The organism is Acinetobacter sp. AOR12_HL, from assembly GCF_027855275.1.
In the GTDB taxonomy this organism is placed as follows: domain Bacteria; phylum Pseudomonadota; class Gammaproteobacteria; order Pseudomonadales; family Moraxellaceae; genus Acinetobacter; species Acinetobacter baumannii.
The window spans coordinates 36,924-58,477 of the sequence record NZ_JAKTIJ010000003.1 but is presented as its reverse complement, the minus strand read 5'-3'; the positions used below and the strand labels follow the sequence as shown (position 1 = coordinate 58,477).

At 37.5% G+C, this 21,554-nt stretch carries 21 protein-coding genes and 1 tRNA gene; 11 read left to right on the top strand and 11 right to left on the bottom strand.

Going from position 1 to position 21,554, the window contains the following annotated elements; all coding sequences use genetic code 11:
* Positions 1–299 precede the first annotated feature (299 nt).
* Genes MKL36_RS00535 through MKL36_RS00520 form a run of 4 tightly spaced genes read left to right on the top strand, consistent with a single transcriptional unit; the run spans position 300 to position 1,580 of the window.
* On the top strand, positions 300–554 hold the full coding sequence (locus tag MKL36_RS00535) for a hypothetical protein (RefSeq protein WP_000701730.1): 255 nt from the start codon (positions 300–302) through the stop codon (positions 552–554).
* A gap of 2 nt (positions 555–556) precedes the next feature.
* Complete coding sequence (locus MKL36_RS00530) at positions 557–697, top strand: hypothetical protein (RefSeq protein ID WP_001259410.1); 141 nt, start codon at positions 557–559, stop codon at positions 695–697.
* Complete coding sequence (locus tag MKL36_RS00525) at positions 687–914, top strand: hypothetical protein (protein ID WP_001087629.1); 228 nt, start codon at positions 687–689, stop codon at positions 912–914. Before MKL36_RS00530 ends, MKL36_RS00525 begins: the two co-directional genes overlap by 11 nt.
* 12 nt (positions 915–926) lie before the next feature.
* Positions 927–1,580, top strand: a complete 654-nt coding sequence (locus MKL36_RS00520) for a hypothetical protein (RefSeq protein ID WP_000838342.1) — start codon at positions 927–929, stop codon at positions 1,578–1,580.
* 57 nt (positions 1,581–1,637) lie between these two features.
* Here MKL36_RS00520 and MKL36_RS00515 read toward each other — a convergent pair whose 3' ends face one another.
* Together MKL36_RS00515 and MKL36_RS00510 are read right to left on the bottom strand one after the other, a co-directional pair.
* Positions 1,638–2,366, bottom strand: coding sequence for a YagK/YfjJ domain-containing protein (locus MKL36_RS00515; protein WP_002041114.1), 729 nt, complete (start codon positions 2,364–2,366; stop codon positions 1,638–1,640).
* A 596-nt stretch (positions 2,367–2,962) separates the two neighbouring features.
* Complete coding sequence (locus MKL36_RS00510; RefSeq protein ID WP_000344079.1) at positions 2,963–4,690, bottom strand: hypothetical protein; 1,728 nt, start codon at positions 4,688–4,690, stop codon at positions 2,963–2,965.
* Positions 4,691–4,874: 184 nt separating this feature from the next.
* On the opposite strand from MKL36_RS00510, the gene MKL36_RS00505 reads away from it, so the two are divergent.
* Positions 4,875–5,612 (top strand): hypothetical protein, encoded by a 738-nt coding sequence (locus MKL36_RS00505; RefSeq protein WP_000101621.1) that lies wholly within the window; start codon positions 4,875–4,877, stop codon positions 5,610–5,612.
* Positions 5,613–5,643: 31 nt separating this feature from the next.
* Here MKL36_RS00505 and MKL36_RS00500 read toward each other — a convergent pair whose 3' ends face one another.
* On the bottom strand, positions 5,644–6,564 hold the full coding sequence (locus tag MKL36_RS00500; RefSeq protein ID WP_000022452.1) for a hypothetical protein: 921 nt from the start codon (positions 6,562–6,564) through the stop codon (positions 5,644–5,646).
* Positions 6,565–6,741: 177 nt separating this feature from the next.
* On the opposite strand from MKL36_RS00500, the gene MKL36_RS00495 reads away from it, so the two are divergent.
* A complete protein-coding gene (locus MKL36_RS00495) occupies positions 6,742–7,008 on the top strand; it encodes a helix-turn-helix transcriptional regulator (protein WP_000572501.1) in 267 nt (88 codons plus the stop codon).
* Positions 7,009–7,063: 55 nt separating this feature from the next.
* Here MKL36_RS00495 and MKL36_RS00490 read toward each other — a convergent pair whose 3' ends face one another.
* From MKL36_RS00490 to greB, 3 genes are all read right to left on the bottom strand, one after another.
* The gene (locus MKL36_RS00490; protein ID WP_000235462.1) at positions 7,064–8,278 is read right to left on the bottom strand and encodes a tyrosine-type recombinase/integrase; all 1,215 of its coding nucleotides are present in this window, start codon (positions 8,276–8,278) and stop codon (positions 7,064–7,066) included.
* 168 nt (positions 8,279–8,446) lie between these two features.
* Positions 8,447–8,536 (bottom strand) — tRNA-Ser (locus tag MKL36_RS00485).
* Positions 8,537–8,625: 89 nt separating this feature from the next.
* Entirely contained in the window at positions 8,626–9,120 is a 495-nt protein-coding gene (gene greB, locus MKL36_RS00480; RefSeq protein ID WP_000841361.1) for a transcription elongation factor GreB, read from the bottom strand.
* Positions 9,121–9,492: 372 nt separating this feature from the next.
* Here greB and MKL36_RS00475 point away from each other — a divergent pair, with 372 nt between their 5' ends.
* On the top strand, positions 9,493–10,605 hold the full coding sequence (locus tag MKL36_RS00475) for a transglycosylase SLT domain-containing protein (protein WP_021510650.1): 1,113 nt from the start codon (positions 9,493–9,495) through the stop codon (positions 10,603–10,605).
* Between the two features lie 91 nt (positions 10,606–10,696).
* On the opposite strand, the gene MKL36_RS00470 is transcribed toward MKL36_RS00475, so the two are convergent.
* Positions 10,697–11,080, bottom strand: a complete 384-nt coding sequence (locus tag MKL36_RS00470) for an SCP2 sterol-binding domain-containing protein (protein ID WP_001110719.1) — start codon at positions 11,078–11,080, stop codon at positions 10,697–10,699.
* A 206-nt stretch (positions 11,081–11,286) separates the two neighbouring features.
* The gene (gene ttcA, locus MKL36_RS00465) at positions 11,287–12,192 is read right to left on the bottom strand and encodes a tRNA 2-thiocytidine(32) synthetase TtcA (protein WP_000271249.1); all 906 of its coding nucleotides are present in this window, start codon (positions 12,190–12,192) and stop codon (positions 11,287–11,289) included.
* A 503-nt stretch (positions 12,193–12,695) separates the two neighbouring features.
* Here ttcA and MKL36_RS00460 point away from each other — a divergent pair.
* Both MKL36_RS00460 and htpX read left to right on the top strand, forming a co-directional pair.
* Positions 12,696–13,559 carry a lytic transglycosylase domain-containing protein gene (locus tag MKL36_RS00460; RefSeq protein ID WP_000798650.1) on the top strand — a complete coding sequence of 288 codons (864 nt, stop codon included), beginning with the start codon at positions 12,696–12,698 and terminating at the stop codon, positions 13,557–13,559.
* A 257-nt stretch (positions 13,560–13,816) separates the two neighbouring features.
* Positions 13,817–14,722, top strand: coding sequence for a protease HtpX (gene htpX / locus MKL36_RS00455; protein ID WP_000984535.1), 906 nt, complete (start codon positions 13,817–13,819; stop codon positions 14,720–14,722).
* A gap of 50 nt (positions 14,723–14,772) precedes the next feature.
* Here the strand turns inward: htpX and MKL36_RS00450 are convergent, their stop codons facing one another.
* Positions 14,773–15,348 (bottom strand): DUF4112 domain-containing protein, encoded by a 576-nt coding sequence (locus MKL36_RS00450; RefSeq protein WP_001135457.1) that lies wholly within the window; start codon positions 15,346–15,348, stop codon positions 14,773–14,775.
* 72 nt (positions 15,349–15,420) lie between these two features.
* Positions 15,421–18,516 carry a multidrug efflux RND transporter permease subunit gene (locus tag MKL36_RS00445; protein ID WP_000949247.1) on the bottom strand — a complete coding sequence of 1,032 codons (3,096 nt, stop codon included), beginning with the start codon at positions 18,514–18,516 and terminating at the stop codon, positions 15,421–15,423.
* A gap of 263 nt (positions 18,517–18,779) precedes the next feature.
* On the opposite strand from MKL36_RS00445, the gene MKL36_RS00440 reads away from it, so the two are divergent.
* Positions 18,780–19,922, top strand: a complete 1,143-nt coding sequence (locus MKL36_RS00440) for a glycerophosphodiester phosphodiesterase (protein ID WP_021510652.1) — start codon at positions 18,780–18,782, stop codon at positions 19,920–19,922.
* Between the two features lie 43 nt (positions 19,923–19,965).
* On the opposite strand, the gene MKL36_RS00435 is transcribed toward MKL36_RS00440, so the two are convergent.
* Complete coding sequence (locus tag MKL36_RS00435; protein WP_000732901.1) at positions 19,966–20,928, bottom strand: MBL fold metallo-hydrolase; 963 nt, start codon at positions 20,926–20,928, stop codon at positions 19,966–19,968.
* Between the two features lie 106 nt (positions 20,929–21,034).
* Between MKL36_RS00435 and MKL36_RS00430 the strand changes: the two genes are divergently transcribed.
* Positions 21,035–21,409: a diacylglycerol kinase gene (locus MKL36_RS00430; protein WP_000379022.1), complete on the top strand. Its 375-nt coding sequence runs from the start codon at positions 21,035–21,037 to the stop codon at positions 21,407–21,409.
* Positions 21,410–21,554 lie beyond the last annotated feature (145 nt).

The window sequence follows — 21,554 nt, the reverse complement described above, 5'->3', positions numbered from 1 at the left end:
TTTCCTTTTGTATCAGTCTGTCAACCCGCCCAGTCTTGCCACCATTATTTGACAGTAATTTGGTAAGACTCTCTTTCATACAAAAGGAGTAGTCACCATGACTCAGCACTTTCTATCTATATTATTTTCCCTAAAACGATTTTCTATTCCTCTGTTGCAATAGCAACTTTCAAAATTTTTTGCTTATTTGACTGATCTAAACGCTATCTAGCCTTGGAAAGCTTTTTCAGATCTACACTTTAGTCAATTCAGCAAAATATATTACACATCAAATAACACAATAAAAATTAGGGGAAATGATGAAAATTCAAACTTCACTCATTGTTGTCTCAGTTGCACTTCTAGCATCAGGCTGTGCCAGCAAAACCGAACGCCAGTTTATCAGTGGTTGTAAAACAGGCGGCATTAATGACAGCACTTGTTCATGCATCTACGACAAACTTGAAAAGAAATATGGTGAGGGTGGACTGAAAGAAAATATCTACACCTTACAACAAACTGAATCCTTCCAGATGGATATGGTCAATGTGTCCTATCAGTGTATGAAGGAGTAGCCATGAGAACACTTGCAGGCATTATCTGCGTCATCGCTGTGATTTGTGTACTGGGTCTACCCTTCATTAGCTTCATGATCGTGATGGGAATTTTTATTGCATTGGCAAAATTTGCAACTGGGGGGGAAGTAAATGAATTCTAATCTTAAAGCTGGACTGATCAGCACTTATCTGGTCATTGGATTCTTTTTTGCCATCTATCAACATTTCTGGGGGCAGTATAACTATAAGCCATTTACCTACAATTTAGGGCAAGGCTTAGTGTGGCCTGCGGTGATGTTTCCTGTAATCGGTAAAATTGTTGGTGGAATTTTGATTCTACTATTCGTCTGGTTTGTTGTTATTCGTCCTAAATTATAAGGGAGTGCAATCATGAAATCATTATTTTCCACCATTGCCTTGTGTTCCCTGTTAATGGCATGTAGCCAGAACAATCAACCACCAAAAACTGATACTTCAGGTGAGCCTACCAATAATGCTGCTCAGCATACTCAATCAATCTATGCTCCTTATACCGAGGAAGCAGTTAAAGCTAAACTCAATGAAATGCAGATGATTATTGACAATGGTCATGTCTATTTACCTGCTGAGGTCAAGGAAGCGGAGTCTTATATCAGTGGATGGAATAAGTATCCTGATGTGCTGAAAGCCATGATGGAAACTGACCTTAATCCAAACAACACTCAGGAAGCTGCTGACATTCCGCTTGAGAATGAATCTGCACAAGTTAGCGATCTAAATGTTAAGGCTCGCATTAGTGCTAGAGAATCTCAATCTGCTTTTAATGTACAAGGGGCAATTGAATATATTCTTGAAATTCAATCGACCAGCAATCAGCCTTTTGTTCTACAAGGCATGAAAATTAATCGTGGTCGTTGTGGTTATTACACCGCTGACTTTCATAGCAAGATGCCTGTGCAAATGAGCTATAGCTCTACAGTATCGTACTTATTGAAATGCCGTGGTGATCAGGTGCTTGAAGCTGAATTAATCACCGATCAAGGAAATGTAAGTTTGTCTTTTTGATGTCAAACTGTACAAGATAGAGAATACATCTGATAGTCGTGTTCTCTATTTTTAATATCATAATGACTCATTTTGTTCAATATCTCTGCGCCATTTTACTTCAAACTGACCTGTACCAAAAGTCCGCATCTGTGGAGAGGTTTTAGCCCGTAAGCGCTGATCTTCTTTTTCAGGATTGACCAAGTACATCGCTGCACGAATCGCATTTGTAACTTGTATTGGTTGATCACGATGAATCATTCCAACCCCAAGCAATCCATTTTTATCAAATTTTTCCTTGTTGTCTTTGGTATTACAGTTGTAGTGAGTACCCTGTTGATTGGTGATGTGCTTCCAATACTCAGCCACCAGTTTTGCTAAACCTGAATCCTCTATACGACTATTCCCATCATAGATGAGTAATAAATGGCAGTGATAGCCTTTTTCTACACCCTGCTCTAATGCCCATACATAACCTTGTAAGTGCTTAAAACAGGTATCTTTATTTGACATACGATTACATAGAATATCCAATGCATACTTAAAGTCTTGAATACCCCAATGGATTTGATATTCTTTAAGAATAGAGATATCTACTCGAACAAACTGTAATCTAGCATAGTGTGTAAGCAGTTTATTTAGGTAGCATTCCAGTTTAAAGCGATTACGTTGTTCTTGACGCTGAAAATCGAATTGTTCTCGTATTGTATTTTTCATCTCATGTTGAATTATGCCTTGAATATGGAAGATGTGGTTTAGTTCAAATCGTAAAATATCTTCATAAAGATGGGAGTCCAATTTATCCATAATGTAATCTACGAGATTAATCACTCTTTTGAAAACATTAATGATTCTGGAATAAGTAAAATCTTCTCTGTAAATCACCTTAAAAGCACACACAGCATCCAACAGCTCTCGCTTGAATTCTTCATGATCATCAACAAATTGCTCATGGCATGTACTAACCATAAAATCTTCGATTGAGATAAGAATGGATGATTCACTTTCTAATGGATTATTCTGGTACATTTAGGTTCTCACTGAAACATAAGGTTCATATCTAAGTGAGAGATGTAAAATTTTACTGATCATGATTCTAAAGCAGGATGTTGTGGTCATCCTGCTTAGCTGAACATGCTTAGAGACTTTGGAACATACTATAGGGTTAATTTAGAATGCTTTTAGTGATTTGATATTGATACATTGTCTATAACCCATTTGAGTATGGGCTATACTTAACTAAATAACTCACTGTATTTAATCAACGATATAAGTTATTGTTTATATTATTAATAGATAATAATATATATTACCTGTTAAGCAAACCTGTCTAGACTGACCATTACACCACTGCGCCATACAGCGAGAATAACCAAATTATGGGAATATTACAGAAGCTAAACTTACGCTACTTTTTTATTCAGCAATTCAGTTCCTCCTGTATAAAACTGATCCAGCAATCCATATTTTTTCATGTCATCAACACTAGGTTCAATGAATTTCAGCAAATAGTCTTCGTTCGAATATTCCTCCTCTTTCCCACGAATTGGATGAGGGATATCGATCAGAAAAAACTCATCTTTAGTGAGTGTTGAATCGGGCACATAGATACAACTATACATTTTCTGCGACTCGACTTTTGGTATAATTTGAAAAAACTTGCCTGCTACATGACTGAGTCTTCGCGTACTTTTTAAAAATGGTAAAATCTGATTTTTGGCAATCAAATTCAAACAAAATAATAAGAATTCTAGGATGAACCGTTGCTCCTGTTTCTCTAGCTTCTGAATCTGTATTTGGATGTCCGCATCTGGATCGCTGTTTCTGATTAAGTCAGGATTTGTAATCAATTCCAAACGGTATTTTTCTTGAAAGACAAAAGGATAAATATCTTTTTCAATTGTAGTCCGATTTAAAATATCTACACCATATAACAGTGAACCTTGTAAGATATGCTGACGTAAACCCCGCTGATCAAGCAGTCTGCAACACCATGATTCAAAATAGCATTGCATCATTGTCAAATTTGAATCCAAATCATTCAACTTGATATGTTGCTTCTTTTTATTGATTAATGCTTGTTTGAACACTTTTGCAAATACTGTCAAATCTCCTTGTTCCTGATGGCATTGTTGTAATTGCAAATAATGAATTAGACATTCTTTAATGAAACTAGAAATCGTCTCCTGAACTTGTGATGAAGACTGGATACGCTCAATCATTGTTCCAGAAATAATGTTGATTTTATCTGAATCAAGCCCCTTAAGAACCAATGTCGTAAGGTGATTGAGATCGCGTGAGTTGTCAGAATCCAACGGCTGCACCTGCTCAGAAATTACCGTAAAAATATCAGCAATCATTTTTATTTCAAAATGATGTCTTTCACTCGCTTCCAATATATAAAACCGACCATACCGAGCATGATTACCCCAAAAGGTATGAGATAAATTCAACACGTAGGTTGGCGTTATATTTTTTATAAATTTGTTATTGATCGTCCCATGCACATGTACCCGAAGCAGACCTATCTTTTTCAAAAAGTAGATCGAATCAAATATTGCTTGCTTATTTAACCCTGTTTTAGCAACCAGTTGTGTTGTACCTATATTACGTATCACCCCATAAGCATCACATGAGCGAGTCAAGTTTGATAATGTCAACAATACCCTAAAATCCAGTTTTTGTTCGGGTAGTAAATCAAACTTTTTAGTGGTCACTCTGACTTGAGATAATTTGATTAAAATAAGCATTAAAAGGTCAAACTGCTTAATCGCTCTCTTAAGGCGGACATACCTATGATGGGATGTTTCATGTTGATTAACTTTACTCAATAGCAGATTTAAATAATCTAAATTCAGCTGTATTGTTCTAACTCTTGCCCGCCGACCTGTTTCTGGATATGAAAACTCCAATATCTCAAAGCCTGATAACTCCTCCAATACCAGTTTTAATTTTTTATGTTGCACACCTATCTTTTCAGACAATTCCAACAATGAATCGTTGGTTTTTTGTGTACCAAAGAGACTAATAAATTTAATCAGCACCAGTCTAGCGTAGGAACTTAATCTATGTGGTGATAACTCATTAAAATTAAAAATGAGCTGCTTATGCTCTTCTGTCATTTCATCCATACATTTTTATTCATTCAACATTGCTATTAGTAAATTTTAGAATTATTTTTAGATAGGCACAAATATTTACTATAAAATAAATTTAAAACAAATAAACATTTACTAAACGTATTTAGAAATGTTTATTCCACCTTAATTAAAATCTATAATCATATTAGAATTTCAAACATCATAGAACATCAAAATGGCAAGAAAACAACTGACATTGCAACAATGGCTTGATAAAGATCAGACATTAAAATCCTTGTTTTTAGAGCACGAATGTAACAAAGAGCAGGCACTACTGCAGATAGTTCAGCTTCCTGATGGACGATTGCAAATTCAGCCCATCGAAACCATGATCCACCCATTACTCGTAGCAGAAATAACGAATCAATGGGTACTTTTACTCAATGAAAAATATTTTTCCGATCTAAAAAATAGATTCAGAAATTTCAAATATTCCAAGAAAAATCATGCGAATGTGAGAAAGCAATTTTATCTAACCTCACATACAGCCAAAAAAATGGAGGCATTGACTGAAAAGCTCAAACTTAAAACTGAGGCAGAGTGTCTAGAATTCCTGATGAATACGTATGAGGCAAAGCAAACGCTCCCTCCACCCTATAAGCAAAAATTAAATGAAAAAGACATGATTATTGAGGAATTGAACCAACGCATCAAAGCCCTTGATAAAATGCTTTATATTAAACAGCTTCAGGTACGCAAACAGGATGAAGTCATCCAGAAGTATCTCATTAATGAATTAATCAACAGTAAAATTACCATTAATGAATTAACCAATAGCCCCCTTCAGGACGCCAGTGAAATTCAGAAATTAAAACTCCAGTTTTTAAAGGAAATACAGAAAAATATTCAGCTAGAGCAAATCAGGCACCTATCCGTTGATCAAATTGCTTCTGATACTTTTGGTAATGAATAAGCTGATGATTGTTTTTTATGAGTACTTCTTATCACTTTTGAATAAGAATATCCTGTAACAGTTCAGTACAATCCCTTAAGTGGTGAAGAATACTTTCATCATTATAAATGGTGTTATAGGGTATTTTTTTCCCCAGCAGCAAAGCAGGGTCAGTTGACTTCTGAGCAATGATTAATTCGTTTATTTCTAACTGAAGTTTGTCGATCCTGTTCTGATATTTACGATTCTGATAAACCTTTCCATGATAATTTTCATTCTGTTTATTATGGGAATTAATGAGTCGTCCCTTTTCCAATTCTTCAATCAATGCCAGCTTAGAATCTATTTCATTCTGAATCCAGACCAGATTATTTTTTTGATATTCAAGTCTAAGTATTGGCAAAATTGATTTTACCGCCTGTGATAAATTCTCCCACCGACCATTTTTATGAGCTTCATCCCTTAAAACCCGATACAGAATTTGATGCCGTGGGTATACATTCTTATCATTACGAACTTTGACTGCCCGAATACCTCTCATTCGTTTCAAAATCTTTAAATTGCGTTGGGTGCAAATATTTTCATCCAGAGCCTGATAAGCCTGTAAAATGACACTATAACGTTTTTTTTGAATTGTATTTGAAAGCGTATCAAACTCGTCTTTTAATGCATTTAGCTGTTCCAATAGTACTACTATCTGCATAGGTGAAATGACAGTATTCTCACCTAAAATCAGTTGATGAAATTCATTTATTTCTTTCAGAATTAAATCATTGAGGTGTAGTCGCTCGTTCAGCACCTTTCGCTGTATATCGCTTAACTCAGCAACGATGATTCTTTTTTCTGGCTCATCAGCTGTTTTTATATTTCCACATGCCTCATTTTGTAAAAAACTGGATTCATAATAAGTAAACAGACAATCAATGAACTCCTGTTCCAATTCATTTAAGTCTTCAAATTTTATAATAGACATATTTTTATATTCCAATATGTTAACAATGTATAATAGTAATGTTTTTTTATAATTATGCACTGTTCTTTTATCACTGTATACCACTGTCTATCATGAGCCATATGAAAGTATGCAATGTTCAATATCAATACTTTCATACTGTTAATATTTATGTGTATAAAATCCTAGAGGTGGAAAATGATAGAACAGCATTATCGTGTCAAAGACTTAGTCAACTACCCTGAACGCCCTGCCAAGGACTATGTAGATCGTGGTGGTCGCAGACGAAAGCTATCTTATAAGCCTGCAACCAAAGGGATATTGAATATTGCAGAATCCACCTTCTGGAAAATGATTCGTCGGGGTGATTTTCCTGAACCTACCTATTTAACAGCAAGTATGCCCACATGGGCTGAAAGCCAGATTATTGAATGGCTTGAACTCAAAGAGCTTAAAGCAGCATAAATTAAATAGCCTGTCGTTTGACAGGCTATTTTTTTATCATTGGATTTTCATCTTTTTACTGTTGCTGATCCAGCAATGATTCTAGGTAATTCGCCCACTCCTGCATCATCTCCCGACGATTGTTTAAAAATTTGGTTCGATTGTAGGCTGTACCATTATTATCTTTTACTTTATGTGCCAATTGATGCTCAATAAAGTCTACACGTTGTTCTAATATTTCATCCAACATGGTTCGTGCGGTTGCACGTAATCCATGTGCCGTTTGCTTCCCAGCATAGCCCAAGCGTTTTAACGCTGAGTTAATCGTATTATCAGAAATAAAAGTTTTACCATCCCGACCCACGAAAATGTATTCACTGTATGGGTGCAGATCAATAATTGAATCAATTAAGTCAAAGGCCTGATCTGACAATGGTACAATATGAAGCTGCTTGGTTTTACTAGCTGTAAATTTAAAGCATCTTTCTTCACAATAGAAATACTCCTTTTTCAGCTTGCGTATCTCCCCAGGTCGCTGAAAGGTCAACACGGAGATTTTTAACGCCACTTGTGTGATATGTGAACAACGTGGATAAAGTTTGGAGTAGTTCCAAATTTTATTGAGCATTGGAGCTAGTTCCTGCTCCTCTGTCACGGCTGCAAAGTTCCCACCCTGTGGTTTGGGCAGTTCAATATCCTCAATAGGATTGTATTGAATCAGCTTCTTTTTACGTGCTGACTTAAATATCTGGTTCAAGTCCGATTTTAGGCGTTTGGCAACTGACAATGCACCACGTTCAATAATGCGCTTAAAGACCTTAATCTCAAGAATTTCCAAGGTAAGCTGTGGAAAGGTTAAATCACCAATATAGGGATAGACATCGTGCTTTAAACGACGGATCGTCTCTTCATCCTGTTTTTGCTCTAGCTCACGTTTATATAGCCATGCTTCAGCAACAATACGAAAGGTATTTTCTGCTTCTTTCTGTTTCTGGGACTTGGTTTCAATCCGCTCCATTGCTGGATCGATGCCCTGCTTAATGAGCTTCTTATATTCATCACGAATAGTGCGAGCATCATCCAGTGAAACTTCAGGATAAGTACCTAAAGATAAATCATTACGTTTGGCTAAAAATGGACGTGTGTAATTGAATATCCAGTACTTGCTACCACTCTGATCAATACGCAGGTACAGGTTTCCCCCATCAGACAGCTTATACATCTTGTCAGGATCAGGTTTAGCTTTTTTAACTTGTAAAGCACTAAGCTTATTGATTCCACGAGTCGCCATAATTCAGACATAAAAAAATGCAGTAAGAAATAATCTTACTGCATTTTTTACTACTTTATAACTACCGATTGGCGTAGTGCGTCACGGCTTGTCATATCGTATATTTCCAACTTTAACCTTATAAATCATAAACTTATATAGTGTTAAACAGTGTCAGAAACTTGAATTTGGCGGAAGCGGTGAGATTCGAACTCACGGAGGACTCACACCCTCGTCGGTTTTCAAGACCGGTGCATTAAACCGCTCTGCCACGCTTCCAACGAGCGCTATAATATAAACAAAAATGCAAGTTGGCAAATCTTTTATTTAATTTTTAATTCAAACGCTCAAAATAAAAACAAATCTATCTAAATTTCATCATTTTTAGGTTTTTCATAGCGAATTGCATTGATATACCACAGCTTTTTGCCCAAAGGCGTGTGTACTTCTACTTCATCATCGACTTCTTTACTCAAGAGTGCACGTGCCATAGGTGACTCAATTGAAATATGCTGAGGATGGTGATCATAAATTTCATCTACCCCGACAATTCGTAAAGTTTTTTGCTCCCCTTCTTCATTTTCAATGTCGACCCAAGCACCAAAGTAAACTTTGCCTTCTTGCTCAGGTGAGTAATCAACAATTTTTAACTCTTCTAAACGCTTTCCTAAGTAGCGTACTCGTCGATCAATTTTTCTAAGGAGCTGCTTGTTATATTGATAATCTGCATTCTCACTACGGTCACCGAGGCTTGCAGCCCAATTTACTTTTTTCGTAATTTCTGGTCTTTCTTCATGCCAAAGTTGTTTTAATTCAGCAACTAATTTGTCATGGCCTGACCGAGTGATTAAGTTAGATTTCATGATTAAAAACCACTGATTAACAACATAAGGGTTACAAGATGTAGCATTTTATACCCTATTTTCTCACATCAGAAGTGTATAAATTTTCTTCCTTAATAAATTCATGTTGTTATGATGATATATCGGATATTTAATTGTACAAAATTTGACAATACTTTTTTTCAATATTATGATGCGCGCATCTTAAATGTTGAGTATTTTTTAACCCACTCAAAAACTATGTAGATTTTCTACACAGTTTGCTTTTTTCATTTCATGTCATTTTGAATGACGTCATGACTGCCCACCCCTTATTGAATTTATCAACTTTTAGAAGTTATGGCAGCTTTTTGTCTGACTTTTAGGGCATAAATTACCTGTAGCGGAGACAACATGCACAGTAATTCAAGTTCTGGGTCGAGGCTTGGCCTTAGCTCTTTATTTTCTTCTCTCCCATTGAAAGTTCTTGCGCTCAGCACTATGTTTTTTCCCTTTCATAGTATCAATGCAGGAAAAACCCTACAGTACAATACTGTAGTTAACACAAACACATTAACAGTGGTTGCTGTAGAAAGCCCAACGACTGTTTTTAAAGAAGACCAGTTTTTACACGGCTTCGGTTATGACTTAGCGCGTAACTATGCACAAAGCTTAAATGTAAAGTTGGACTTCAAAATCGTGACAGATAATGCCACGGCGCTTAAGTGGGTTCAGCAAGGTAAGGCAAATCTTGCCATGACAACCGCAAGCTTAAGTTCAATCGAGAACAAAGGTTTAATGTCTTTTTCTGCAAGTTGTGGTGATATCGTAAATTTGCAAAAAAATGGATTAAATCCGAATCTAAGCTGGGTGTTTAAACAAGCAGATGATCCGCTTACACAAACAGCAAGCGGTTTTGTTTGTCAAAGCAAACAAAATGGTCTAACTCACCAACTTGCTTCTTTTTATAACCGTAATGTTGTAAAACCAGAAGCTTGGTCTACGATTCAACGTGACTTAAGTGCACGTATACCGATTTACAAAGCAAGCTTTAAACAAAGTGCTGCTCAGTACGATTTAGACTGGCATTTGCTTGCAGCGATTGGTTATCAAGAATCGTACCTAAAACCGGAGTCTGTTTCACCAACAGGTGTACGTGGGTTAATGATGTTAACCAATAGTACAGCTCGGGCAATGGGTGTGAGTAACCGTAACGATCCAGCACAGAGTATTCAGGGCGGTGCGAAATATTATGATCTCATGTTAAGTGAGTATGATGATATTCCTTTCCCAGATCGCAACTGGTATGCGCTTGTGGCTTACAATATGGGACCGGGTGCAGTGAACCAGATTCAAAAGCGCTTGCAAGCCCAAGGGAAAGACCCGAACCAATGGGTTAATCTCTATAATTATTTGCAGAGTAACAAAACTCGCAATGGTCGATACAAACAAGCAGTTCAGTATGTGACTCGTATACGTGCTTATCTTGAGCACATTAAAACGGCACAAACGCGAATTAATATCTAGTTTTTATCATCTAAAAGTTGATAAATTCATTGTTTGTATAAATAAAAAGCTTACCTCTCGGGTAAGCTTTTTATATGAATTCTTTTTCAGTTTAAGCGGTTTGCTCTAATACTTTTTTGAACAAATCTTTTTGTTCTTGGCTTGGTTTAGCTGTTTGTAAAGCCATTAACTGAGACATATCGCCTTGAACTTTTATTTTACCAGTCATGAATGCCTGCATAGCAGCTGCCATATCAAACTCAAGGAATACTTTACGTAAAGTTTCAGCATCCATGTTTAATGTAGTTTTGGCATTTGAAGACAAACCTTTTTGGATTTTACCCCCATCTAACGCTAATTCGGTATTTCCAGAAGCATCTGTAACTACTAAATTAATTGCCAAATTCGCAAGAGCTGGTGGCAAATTAAGATCACCTGCTTCAGCAGTTAATTTTTCGACAGTCGCAAACCAATCATCAGTTAAAAATGCAGGCATGATTCTTCCTCAAATTTATTTGTTCAATTTCTCTAGTGTTGCCTATCCAGACAACATCGTGTGAAGCACTTCTGCTTGAGCGTTGTTATAGCATGTAATTTTAAGGTTGAGCTATGACTTTTTGTACGGAACATTCATTTTTTAGTATTTTGATACATTAAAGGCACTTGTTTATAAAGTGCCTTCAATTGACTTATTAATTCGTTTTATTCAGCAGCAAAGCTTAAGTTCACTACATCTAAACGTTTTTTCAGTTCTTCTGGATCTTTAAAGTCTAATTCGCGCTGCGAGTCAAGAACTTCGAAATCGAACAAATCACGGTCAGCAAGTTGTGAAGGTGAAACGTTCTGTAACGCACCAAAAATGCTGTGTAAACGTTTTGGATACTGTTTGTCCCATTCACGAAGCATTTCATTGATCATGGCACGTTGTAAGTTCTCTTGTGAACCACAAAGGTTACACGGAATAATCGGGAACTTACGTAACTCTGCATATTTGATAATGTCCTTTTCTTCAACATAAGCCAAAGGACGAATCAAAATATTTTTCTTATCCGACGATAAAAGCTTAGGTGGCATTGCCTTTAAGCTACCGCCATGGAATAAGTTCAAGAAGAAAGTAGCAATAATGTCATCACGGTGATGCCCTAGCGCAACTTTGGTTGCACCAATTTCTTGAGCAAAGCCATAAAGCGAGCCACGGCGTAAACGTGAACACACAGCACAGTACGTTTTACCTTCAGGAGTTAAACGTTTGGTAATGCTGTAAGTGTCTTTTTCCAAAATGTAATACGGAATGTTATTTTCTTCCATATAACGTGGTAAGACATCTTCAGGGAAACCCGGCTGCTTTTGGTCAAGGTTAACCGCAACAATATCAAAATTGATTGGTGCAATACGTTTGAACTGCAACAAAATGTCGAGCAAGGTATAACTGTCTTTACCACCAGACACACACACCATGACCTTGTCACCATCTTCAATCATATTGAAGTCACGGATGGCATGTCCAACTTGACGGCGAAGCTTCTTAAGCAAACGATAATAGGCCGAGCTTGTTGGAAGTTCAGGCTTAAAATTAAATCCTTCGTTGGACTCAACTGGCGCGTACATAGACGAGATATACCCATAAATAAAAATACCGCGCAATTTTATATGATTCGGATGAGAATCGCATCAAAAGAATAGTTTCAATTCTTGAAGTCGTCATAATGCTCAGGCATGCTGCAAAAGCAGTGCGCCATTTTGACCGATGAGTTCATTTTTTGCGCAAAATGCTTACTTTTTGGACTTTTCCACAGTTTTCCACAAAACCTGTGGATAAAATTGTGGATTTCTTAATACTTGACAAACTGTTTTGACCTTCTGTTAAGGGTTTTATTTAAATTGATCATTTTTTAACCAATGATTTTTACCCTTATTTTTCAAATAGTTATTCAAGTCAATAGAATCATTTTAAAAATTTTTTTTAATTTTTTTTGATGATCATTCGAGCAAAACTGCTTGATTTTTTCAAAGAGTCAAAATAAAAAAAATTACACAAAACTTCTTTAAGTAATATTTTTTGATAAACTCTTTGACAAGTTTTGAGACCCTAAAATTGTGAATAACATAAAATGAAAAATTCGGTTCAATATCTTTTTTCTTGTTTACTGGGGATGACCACTTTTTCGGTAGGTATAACGCCGACTTCAGCAGGTCAGATGTACATTTACCAAGACAAAAACGGCAGTACTTTACTGACTAACCGTAAAAGTTATGACCATTCACTCAAAAAAGTAAAAGTCACCTACTACCCGGATAGTAATATTCATAGTTATAGCAACTGGGGGACTTCAGAGGCTTCGGTTCTACCAAGCTATAGCAAAAACAAAAATGCTTTTGACCATATTATTAAGCAGGCGGCACAACAGCACGGCGTTTCGGAAGGATTAATCAAAGCCGTTATGCATACCGAGTCTGGCTTTAACGTAAATGCCCGCTCTCCGGTTGGCGCCCAAGGTTTAATGCAGCTTATGCCGGCTACTGCTCGTCGCTTTAACGTATCTAACGCTTATGATCCTCAGCAAAATATCTTCGCTGGTGCTAAATATTTAAGTTGGTTGCTCAAACGTTTTAACGGTAATACGCAAATGGCCCTTGCCGCTTATAATGCAGGAGAAGGAAACGTCGATAAATATGGCGGTATTCCCCCATTCCGTGAAACCCAAGATTATGTTCGCCGAGTCACAAGCCGCTACCAAAACTTATATTCTTCTGGTGTAGGCCTTTCTTCTTTTAGCAATTCAAGTATTTCTGCCCAAGCGATAAACCAGCCAGCCATACCGCACAGTACCTCTACGCAAGTCTCTGCTCAGCCTATTAAGTATTCTTCCTCGCGCCAAATCGTGACATTGCCAGATGGTACATATACAGACGCACCTACGGGAACTTATGTCACCAATAATGCAACTGCTATTGCACATATCCGGATTGAGTAAGCTTAAAAGGCCTTATACCTTACGGTTATTTATTTAGCGGGTTCTATTGTCAAAAAATTGTAATGATCTATTACCCCCACTGTCGTGTTCAGAGGGGCCTTCTAATAACTTGTTTAATTTAAATACATTCTTAGATCGCAAAGAATGTATTGATTCCTTATTTTTTTCTTGAATTTTTCCCCTAAGCGCCGCATATTAGCTGAGTGATTTATAATTTATAAATCAGATAATATTTTATTTATAAGAGGATTTTCTCAATGATGCGGATTGGTTTGTTTTTGCTTACCAACCTCGCGGTACTGGTTGTAGCTGGCATTATTTTGTCACTCTTCGGTGTCGGTAGTTACCATGGCGCGGGTGGCTTAAATCTAGGCAACCTTTTAGTCATCTGTTTTGTGTTCGGTATGGTGGGCTCTTTAGTCTCTCTATTCATGTCCAAATGGATGGCTAAGAAAACTACTGGTACAGAACTGATTGACCCAAATGCTCCTCGTAACCAAGCTGAAAGCTGGTTATTGCAAACAGTCGCTGAACTTTCTCAACGTGCTGGTATTAATATGCCAGAAGTTGGTATCTTCCCTTCATATCAGTCTAATGCCTTTGCAACAGGCTGGAATAAAAATGATGCCTTAGTTGCCGTTTCAAGCGGTCTACTTGAGCGTATGAACAAAGATGAGCTACGTGCTGTACTCGCGCACGAGATCGGCCACGTTGCAAATGGTGACATGGTTACACTCGCACTCATTCAAGGTGTAGTAAACGCCTTCGTTATGTTCTTTGCTCGTGTAGTAGGTGACTTTATTGACCGTAATGTCTTTGGTCGTCAAGACAATGAAGCCCCAGGTATGGGTTATTTCATCATTACAATGGTTCTAGATATCGTGTTCGGTATTCTTGCCTCTGCCATTGTGATGTGGTTCTCTCGTTACCGTGAATACCGTGCAGATGAAGCCGGTGCGCGTTTAGCTGGTAAACAAGCGATGATTTCTGCTTTATTACGTTTGCAAGCTGAAACAGAGTTACCTGACCAAATGCCAAAAGAAATGAAAGCGTTCGCAATTGCGGAAGGTAAAGAACAAGGCTTTAGTTTAGCTGCATTGTTCCAAACTCACCCTACAATTGAACAACGTGTGGCAGCTCTACACCAATTAGATTGTCCATAAAACGTTTAATGTAAAAATAAAGCCTCCAAATGGAGGCTTTATTTTTTTGATTACATAGTTTGATAAAGTCCCCAAAGGTAACTTGCACCCCACCACACAGCTAAGCCAATTAATAGCAGTACAAACGCACCTAATAAATCGGGTATGTGCAACCATAACCAACTCACAACAGGGTTACGCCAGAATGCCGACTGTTGTTGCTTCTTTTCGAGCTTTTCATGTAAATACGGATGAACGACATGAATATCACTTTGGATCGCATATTCTTCACGTATATGCGTATGCACCACATCTAATGCTTTTCGACTGGGACGTATAAAAATATCGAAAATAGTCCCTGCAACTGGAACAAAACCGACTACGGCATCGACTACAGCAAGTTTGATCACTGGAGTGAGCTTATGCTGAGGCACACCTATTTGTTTAGCCTTATAAATGGCATAACACGTCAGTGCGAACCCAGCGACATCACCGGCAATTGGAATAGTACTTAAGGCAGCATCAGCACCAATACCCTGCTTTGTAAAAGGAATACGGACCGCACTATCCATCATGGTTGCGAACTTGGCAAGATCCCGTTCTAGGGCGATAACCTGCTGCTGTGTTAATTTTTTTTCTTGAGGCATCAAAATCAAATATAAGAAGAAAAGTTAATCTTAATATACTTGATTTGATGCCCGTTTTTAAATTGTTTACTTTTAGGTTGAAGCTTTCGATTTAAACAGTGAACGTAATAATACGTACATGACCGGAATAAAAAACAGAACCAGCACAGTACCAAACATCACGCCACCTAAAATACTAATACCAATCTCTTGACGACTAACCGCACCAGCACCTTGAGCAAACACAAGTGGAATTACGCCTGCACCAAAGGCTAAAGAGGTCATTAGAATCGGTCTTAATCGTAAGCTCGCACCTTCTAAGGCTGCCTGAATGGCATTCTTACCTTTTTCTTGCGCTAAGGCCGCGAACTCAACAATTAAAATGGCGTTTTTACATGACAAACCAATAGTCGTTAATAGCGCAATTTGGAAATACACGTCATTTGGCAAACCAAAAATATAAGAGAAAATCACACTTCCTCCTACACCAAGCGGAATAGATGTCATTACGGCGGCGGGAATACTTAAGCTTTCATATAAAGCAGCTAAACATAAGAAAATAAATCCAGCCGAAATTAAATATAACCACACGGCCTGATTAGTCGACTTCTGTTCTTCAAAAGATAAACCTGTCCACGCTAAACCAATATCTTTTTGTTGGTTAACAAGTTGTTCTACATCTTTCATCGCTTGGCCAGAACTGCTGCCACTCGCAACATCTGCTTGTAGTTGTAAAGCACTATATCCCATATAGCGTTTTACAATTTCCGGCGCCCCGCCCCAGCTAAAGTTGGCAAATGAACTAAAGGGAACCATTTCATTTTGGTCATTACGTACAGACCAGTTATATAAATCTTCCGGTTTAGATCTAAACTCGGCATCACCTTGAATCATGACACGTTTAATACGGCCCCGATCAATAAAGTCATTTACATAAGTTCCGCCCCATGCGCTAGATAAAGTATTATTAATTGCCGATAGCTGTAGTCCATTTGCTAGTGCCTGTTTCTGGTCAATCTTAATATTAAGATTTGCCTTACTATTGGTTGACTGCTTATCAAAGTTTTCGAAAGTTGAATAATTTTTACTTTGAGCCTGCAATTGGCGGAAGGTACTATCTAGAAAATCTTGCCCTTGCCCATTCAAATCCTGAATCCATAAATCCAGACCATCTGTTTGACCTAAGCCATTAACTGAGGCAGGTAAAGTCACATTAATCTGTGCATTATTAAAATGGCTAAAGTATTTCATGGCACGCTTTTGTATAGCCTCAGCCGAGTTTTCTTTTCCTGTTCGGACATCCCACGGTTTTAGAGCAATAAACCCTTGCGCCAAGTTTTGTCCTGTGCCCGAATAATTTCGTCCATAGCGGATTAAAACCAAATCTACATTTTTATCTTCTTGAGTTAAGAAATATTGGCGGACTTGCTCACCAATTTTCTGGCTTTGAGAAATTGGTGCGCTGTCTACGAGCTTAATTTGAACACTTAAAATTCCTTGGTCTTCTTTAGGAATAAAACCGCTTTTTAAACCGTTATAGAACAGCGTAAAAACGGCAATTAAAGCCACAAAAATCACAATAACTGATTTACTGTAATGAATACTCGTCTGAACAAGCTTGATATATTGATTTTTAAGTTGCTCAATCTTTTGGTTAAACCATACGGCCCAACGCTGAGGTTGAGGGTTTGGTTTTAAAATTAATGCACATAAAGCCGGTGTTAAAATGAGCGCAACAATAAGCGACAACGCCATAGCGGCAACTAAAGTAATAGAAAACTGACGGTAAATCACGCCAATTGAACCGCCTAAAAAGGACATTGGAATAAAAACAGCAGTTAAAACCAATGTAATTCCGACTAAGGCACCACTAATTTCCCCCATCGACTCAATAGCAGCTTCTTTAGGAGATAAGTGCTGTTCATGCATGAGCCGCTCAACGTTTTCCACGACTACGATCGCATCATCGACCAGCAAACCAATCGCGAGTACCAGCGCAAATAACGTTAAGGTGTTAATACTAAAACCAAGCACATATAAGACAGCGAAAGTTCCTAAAATCACAACTGGAACGGTAATACTCGGAATGAGCGTAGCACGCCAGCTTTGTAAGAACAGGAACATGACCAAAATAACCAGAATAATCGCCTCTACCAGAGTCTTTACTACTTCCTTAATTGACTCTTGAACAAAGGGCGTATTATCTCGTGGATAAACGATTTTATAACCCGCTGGTAGTTTCGTTGTAAGCTGATCTAGAGTTTGGTGGATGAGCTTAGAGGTCTGAATTGCATTTGCACCTGAAGATAAAGAAATACCCAAACCTGCGGCAGGATAGCCATTAATAGTGTTAAAAGACTGATAGTTTTCTGCACCTAACTCAACTCTGGCAATATCTTTTAAATACACATAACTCGCCGTTTTATTCGACTTCACGACAATATTTTTAAAATCCTCAACTGTTTTTAAGCGAGAACCTGCTGTGACTTTTGTATTTAAATATTGACCGTCGATTACGGGTAAATCACCAATTGCCCCTGCGGCGACTTGAGTATTTTGTGCGGTGATTGCATTCGCTACATCACTTGGCATTAAATTATATTGCTTTAATTTATCCGGATTTAACCAGATACGCATGGCATATTGTGAACCAAATACATCAGTTTCACCCACCCCTTCAATACGGTTCAGGTTATCTACCACATGCGTAGTTAAATAGTCCGATAGCTCAATGTTTCCTGTTTTACCAGTCGAGTCATATAAGCCAATTACCATAAAAGTGTCACCCAGTGACTTACTTACCGTAACACCTTGGCGTTGAACTTCATCCGGTAAGCGACGTATGACACCACTAATACTATTTTGTACTTGGACCTGAGCAGTATCCGGATTTGTTCCGTTATCAAAACTTATAGTAATTCGACTACGTCCAGATGAGTCACTTGATGAACTAAAATAGAGTAAGTGATCAATCCCTTGTATTTGCTGTTCTAAAATTTGAGTAACACTTTGCTCAACCGTTTGTGCATCTGCACCACTATAGTTGGCCGACACAGTAATTTTAGGTGGAGCAATGTCTGGATACCGTTCTACAGGCAAATTCATGACCGAAAAAATACCGAAAGCCATAACAATGATCGCCAATACATTGGCAAAAATGGGGCGTTGAATAAAAAATTTAGATAGCATGGCTGCTCGGTATGATGTCGTTAATTAACAGAAGTAAATGCCGCTTCGAGACCTTGTGATGATCAACGAGCGGTATAAAAAAGACAAGTAGAATTAAACAATAAATGTAATTAAGACAAAAACAAAGCGTGATTGAATATTTCCAACAAACCAATAAAAAACCAGTTAACGAGTGTCACTTAAAATTCATGAATTCTTCATGATCATGTCAAACAAAGCCCTGAAACTTGAGTCGTTTCAACTAAAACAATATGAGTAGAATTATGTTTAGAAAAGCACTTTTATGCTTAAGTTTAATTAGCTTGGTTGGTTGTAATGATGACGATAAAACTGAAACGACGCCAACCATGCCAGAATATCAACTTCCTAAAATTTTAGTAGTAGGACACCGTGGCGCTAGCGCTTTACGTCCTGAACATACTTTAGCTTCATATCAAAAAGCGATTGATGACGGCGCAGATTTCATTGAACCGGATCTAGTCTCTACAAAAGATGGCGTATTAGTTGCCCGCCATGAAAATGAGATTGGTGGAACAACCAATGTAAGCACTTTAAGTCAGTTTGCAGACCGTAAAAAAACAAAAAATATTGATGGCGTCGACTTAACCGGTTGGTTCACGGAAGACTTTACTTTAAGTGAATTGCAGCAACTTAAAGCGCGTGAACGTATTCCTGAGTTTCGACCAGCCAACACAGCTTATAATGACCTTTACCCTGTCCCAACTCTAGAACAAATCATTGAGCTTGCCGAAGCTAACTATAAAAAGACGGGGAAAATTATAGGCTTATATATTGAGACGAAACATCCGACTTATTTTAAAAATCAAAATCTGGCAATGGAAGATACTCTTCTAAAAACCTTAGCCAAATATAAATATACACGTGATATTGCACCTGTCTATTTACAGTCTTTTGAAGTTCAGAATCTAAAAGATTTAAAAAGGGAGCTTGACCTTCATAAGACGCTTAAACATGCACAAATTATTCAGCTATACGACTCAAAAACATCTCGACCAGCAGACTTCGTAGAGTCTGGTGACACTAAAACTTATGCTGATTTAGCCACAGCACAAGGGTTAAAAGATGTTGCCAAATATGCAAATGGTGTAGGACCAAGTAAAGGTTACATACTGACCTTTAATAATGATGGCTCATATAAAACTAGTACGTTTATTTCTGATGCACATACGGCTGGCTTAAAAGTACATCCTTATACTTTCCGACCAGAAAACAACTTCTTACCAGCGCCGTTAAAGTGCAGCCCAGATAAACCTGCTGAACGTTGTCCAACTGGTGCGTTAAAAGAGTTTGAAGCCTATTTCAAGGCAGGTGTTGATGGCGTCTTTACAGATGACCCAGCACTCGGTCGTGAAGCTGTCACTAATTTTGAAAAAGCTGCAAAATAACTCAATCTTCATAAAAAAACAGGGCAATGAATGCCCTGTTTTTTTATTTATCAAGACTGTTATTAAAATATAAAGGAATCCACTGATACTGCTCAGCATTCACTTTATACACATGACCAATTCCCGGGAATGGTAAATGCGGGGCAGCTACCCATTGTTGCTTATTTGAAATTTCAGCAAATATTTTTAAACGAGTATTAATTGCCTGCTCTGAATTTACATCAAAATCTACCCCAGTTTTTGGAGCATCAAACTGTAAAGAATGTGAGTGGACAATATCACCAACAAAGACAATTTGTTGCCCTTTACTCTTCAAACGGAAGCTATGGTGTCCCGGTGTGTGCCCTTGTGTATTAATCACTTCAAAACCTTGAATAACATCACCATCTTTAAAGGTTTTGAATGCTTTTTTTGCTTGATAAGGTGCAAGTGCAGCTTTTACGTTTTTAACAGTACCTAAATAATTTTCTTTTTTATCCGCTGGTACAGTTTTTTCATTTGCTGGATTTAACCAATAATCTGCTTCGCGCTCATGAGCATAGATCGTTGCATTAGGAAATACGGCTTTTCCATTTTGAGCAATACCGCACACATGGTCTGGATGTAAGTGGGTCAATAAAACAGTTTTCACATTGGCAAGTTGATAGCCCGCTAATTCAAGATTTTTAGCAATTGAACCTAACTGTGGACCAAAACAACTCGCAGCTCCACTGTCAACAAGCGTCAAACTTTTACCATCATCAACCAAAAAGGCATTTACTGAAGTCTGAATCCCCTTCTCATTTACAGCAGCATATTTCGTTAAAATTTTAGTTTTTTCAGCCGGACTTAAATTTTTAAACAATTTCGGATCTAGATAAATAGTGCCATCGAGCAAGGAAGTTATCCGATAATTACCAAATTGATGATGGTAATATCCGGGTACTTGTTGAGCTGAAGCTGGTTCTGCATAGCTTATATGCAAGCTACCCATGATAAGTCCTAAGGCTACAAATAGTTTTTTCATCTCTTCTTCTCTATGGAGTTATAAAGTCAAAATCTTTAAAAAAGATTTAATATTTTTTTAAGGGCTGCACTATATAATGCATGAAAAGTGTCTAAAATATAAGTGAATGGATAGTTATTCTCCCTATAAAGGTAAAAGTGGCCTAAAGCGCATCTTGAACGCTACCAGTTATTCAATTTCAGGATTTAAAGCTGCTTATCAAAATGAAGCTGCATTTCGGCAAATTGTTTTAATTAATCTTGTACTCATCCCTGTCAGCTTTTTCCTGGATGTAACTCGCGGCGAACATGCCCTGATGATCATTGTCTGTTTATTTGCCATCATTGTTGAGCTCTTCAACTCTGCCATTGAAGCAGTGGTTGACCGAGTTTCACTCGAGAAACACCAACTTTCCAAAAATGCGAAAGATATGGGTAGTGCCGCTCAGTTTGTTGCACTTTCTATTATTGTTGCCACTTGGCTTATTATTTTATTTGGATAAAAAAAACCATGCTTATAAATAGATAAGCATGGTTGTAACAAAAGAGGAACTTCTAGCTGCTGTTCCTGTTTTAATTTTAGGGTTCTGAACTTAACTTATTCTTAAAATTACTGGAAAAATAAAAAAATCCCTGCGAATGCAGGGA